Source organism: Pseudomonas emilianonis (assembly GCF_023072625.1).
GTDB classification, from domain to species: domain Bacteria; phylum Pseudomonadota; class Gammaproteobacteria; order Pseudomonadales; family Pseudomonadaceae; genus Aquipseudomonas; species Aquipseudomonas paraveronii.
The window spans coordinates 1-2,776 of record NZ_JAKNRV010000518.1; the positions used below are offsets into that span (position 1 = coordinate 1).

Here is a 2,776-nt window from a genome sequence, read left to right on the forward strand (position 1 = left end):
ATGAACCAGCCGGGTTCGACGAAGGCCAGCACGGCAAAGATCAGCACCCAGTAGGCAAAGGTATTGCCGACGAAGCGACTCAAGGCGGCGAGTGCGCGCATGGGGAGGTCCTTTATTGTTCGATGTTCTCGCAGTTCCTGGGGTTCTTCGCCTGGTACGCCGGGTTGGCCATGGGCGGCATTGCGCGGGTCAGCCAGATTCAACTGTTGCAGATCTTCTTCACCATCGCGTTTTCGGCGCTGTTCTTTGGTGAACACATCGAACCGATCACCTGGTTGTTCGCCTGCGGGGTGATCGTAACGGTGATGCTGGGGCGCAAGACGGCGGTGCAGCCGGCGCCAATCTCAAAGGCCAATGCGATTTAACTGTGGGAGGGGCGGGCGGTGAAGGCGTCGGGTCTCTAAACCACAACACCGATCAATGTGGGAGGGGGCTTGCTCCCGATAGGGGCCTATCAGCAACACATGTGCTGACTGCCCCTCTGCTATCGGGAGCAAGCCCCCTCCCACATTGGCTGCGTGTTCAGCCTAGGTAATCGTCGGTACGCAGAAGGGTTTCCAGGCAGTGCTCGGTGATGTGATAGAAGTCCTTGAGTGCCTGAATCTTGTCCAGTAACTGCGCGTTGTCCACCGGTTCCGCGCGTTTGACCGCGAGGATCATCTTGTTCTTGTTGGTGTGTTCCAGGGAGATGAACTCGAACACCTTGGTCTCATAACCACAGGCCTCCAGGAACAAGGCGCGCAGGCTATCGGTGAGCATTTCGGCCTGCTGGCCCAGGTGCAAACCGTATTGCAGCATCGGCTTCAACAGCACCGGGCTCTGGATTTGCAGGCGGATCTGTTTGTGGCAGCACGGCGAGCACATGATGATCGACGCACCGGAACGGATGCCGGTGTGGATCGCATAGTCGGTGGCGATGTCGCAGGCATGCAGGGCGATCATCACGTCCAGCTCGCTCGGTGCGACGCTGCGCACGTCGCCGCAGGTGAACACCAGCCCGGGGTGTTCGAGATGGGCGGCGGCGGTGTTGCACAAGGCAACCATGTCTTCGCGCAATTCAACGCCGGTGACCTCGGCCTCGACATTGAGGGTATTGCGCAGGTAGTCGTGGATGGCGAAGGTCAGGTAGCCCTTGCCCGAGCCGAAATCGGCGACGCGCACCGGTTGGTCCAGCCTCAGCGGTGATGCGATCAGCGCATGGCTGAACACTTCGATGAACTTGTTGATCTGCTTCCACTTGCGCGACATCGACGGGATCAGCGCGTGCTTGGCGTCGGTCACGCCCAGGTCGGCGAGGAACGGCCGGCTCAGGTCGAGGAAGCGATTCTTCTCGCGGTTGTGCTCGGCCGACGGCGCCTCACGCAATTGCTGCGGCTTGCTTTTGAACAGCGAGCTTTTGTTCTTCTTGCTGTATTCCAACTGGGCTTCGTCGGTCAGCGCCAGCAAGTGTGCGTTCTTGAACGTCGTCGGCAACAACTCGGCAATCGCCGCCACGCCGTCGGCCACCGCGAAGTTCTTGGTGATGTCGCGGGTTTTATAGCGATAGACAAAGGACAGGCAGGGCTGCTCCTTGACCGTCACCGCCTTGATGATCAGCCGTTGCAGCTCGGCTTCCTCACCGACGTACTTGGCCAGCACCAGTTTGATAAAGGCGTTGTGCGCAAGGCTTGCGCTCAGCAGTTCGATGAACTGGGCGTGATGATCCGGCGCAGGGCGGGCAGGTTGAGCGGTGACGGACATGAACAAAACGCCTCGGGCTGGGAATGCCGGGCATTTTAGGGGGGATGGGGGCTGAGGGCACGGGGTTATTTGATCAACGGTAAGATTGGGGCCCCCAACCGCAGATCCAAATGTGGGAGGGGCGGTGCGACGATTCGACTTGCCCCCGATAGCAGTGGGTCAGCCATGAAGATGTTGACTGACACACTGCCATCGGGGGCAAGTCGAATCGTCGCACCGCCCCTCCCACATGGGTTATTCGAGCACGATCAGGCGATTGGGCAATTCATTACGCGCCTGCGTCACCGGCACATGCACCTTGAGCAACTCACCGCAGGCTTCGATGCAGGCAATGAACCCGGCCAACGTTTGCCCCTGTTTCACCTGTTGGGTAAACGCCTTGACGATGCCATCCCAACTGTTGTCATCCAGGCGCTTGGAAATCCCGTCATCCACCAGGATCTCCACATAGCGCTCGGCCTCGCTGACAAAAATCAACACCCCGGTACCGCCCAGCGTGTGGTGCAGGTTCTGCTCGAGGAACTGCCGGCGCGCCAGGTTCGAGGCACGCCAGTGGCGCACTGAGCGAGGGATCAAGCGGGTGGTGACTTTAGGCAGGCGAAACACCAGGCACAGCACGATGAACGTCGCCCACTGCGCCAACAGCAAGGTGTACATGCTCAGGTAACCCGACAAGTAATGCACCACTCCCGGCACCACCAACGCAATCAGACTGGCCCAGAGCAACGGGATATAGGCGTAATCATCGGCACGCGCGGCCAGCACGGTCACCAGTTCGGCGTCGGTCTGTTGCTCGACCCGGGCAATCGCTTCGGCGACCTGGCGTTGTTCGTGTTCAGTCAGTAGTGCCATGGTTGTAAACGCTCGTTTTTAGTTGTTGTCATCACCAGCCACCCGAAGCCCCGCCACCGCAAAACAGAACAAGCTCCAACAGCCTAGATAAGCGGCCTCACATCGACATGGCGAAACTGTGAACGGATGAGTCTCCGCTCCCACGCCTTGATAAACCCCAGACCTGACTCCAAATACACGCCAT

Annotated in this window: 2 protein-coding genes and 2 pseudogenes; 1 reads left to right on the forward strand and 3 read right to left on the reverse strand. The window is 59.4% G+C overall.

Annotated features, from left to right (window positions below):
• Nucleotides 1-101, reverse strand: a pseudogene (locus L9Z73_RS28635) (bile acid:sodium symporter family protein); the annotation flags it as partial.
• A 12-nt stretch (nt 102-113) separates the two neighbouring features.
• On the opposite strand from L9Z73_RS28635, the pseudogene L9Z73_RS28640 reads away from it, so the two are divergent.
• Nucleotides 114-365, forward strand: a pseudogene (locus L9Z73_RS28640) (EamA family transporter); the annotation flags it as partial.
• Between the two features lie 157 nt (nt 366-522).
• On the opposite strand, the gene L9Z73_RS28645 reads toward L9Z73_RS28640, so the two are convergent.
• Nucleotides 523-1,740 carry a class I SAM-dependent methyltransferase gene (locus L9Z73_RS28645; protein ID WP_247408164.1) on the reverse strand — a complete coding sequence of 406 codons (1,218 nt, stop codon included), beginning with the start codon at nt 1,738-1,740 and terminating at the stop codon, nt 523-525.
• Between the two features lie 234 nt (nt 1,741-1,974).
• A complete protein-coding gene (locus tag L9Z73_RS28650) occupies nt 1,975-2,592 on the reverse strand; it encodes a TPM domain-containing protein (RefSeq protein WP_247408166.1) in 618 nt (205 codons plus the stop codon).
• Between the last annotated feature and the right edge of the window lie 184 nt (nt 2,593-2,776).

Excerpts from the sequence above, each read along its gene's own strand:
- L9Z73_RS28645 (WP_247408164.1), bottom strand. The coding sequence starts at position 1,740 with ATGTCCGTCACCGCTCAACCTGCCCGCCCTGCGCCGGATCATCACGCC.
- L9Z73_RS28650 (WP_247408166.1), bottom strand. The coding sequence starts at position 2,592 with ATGGCACTACTGACTGAACACGAACAACGCCAGGTCGCCGAAGCGATT.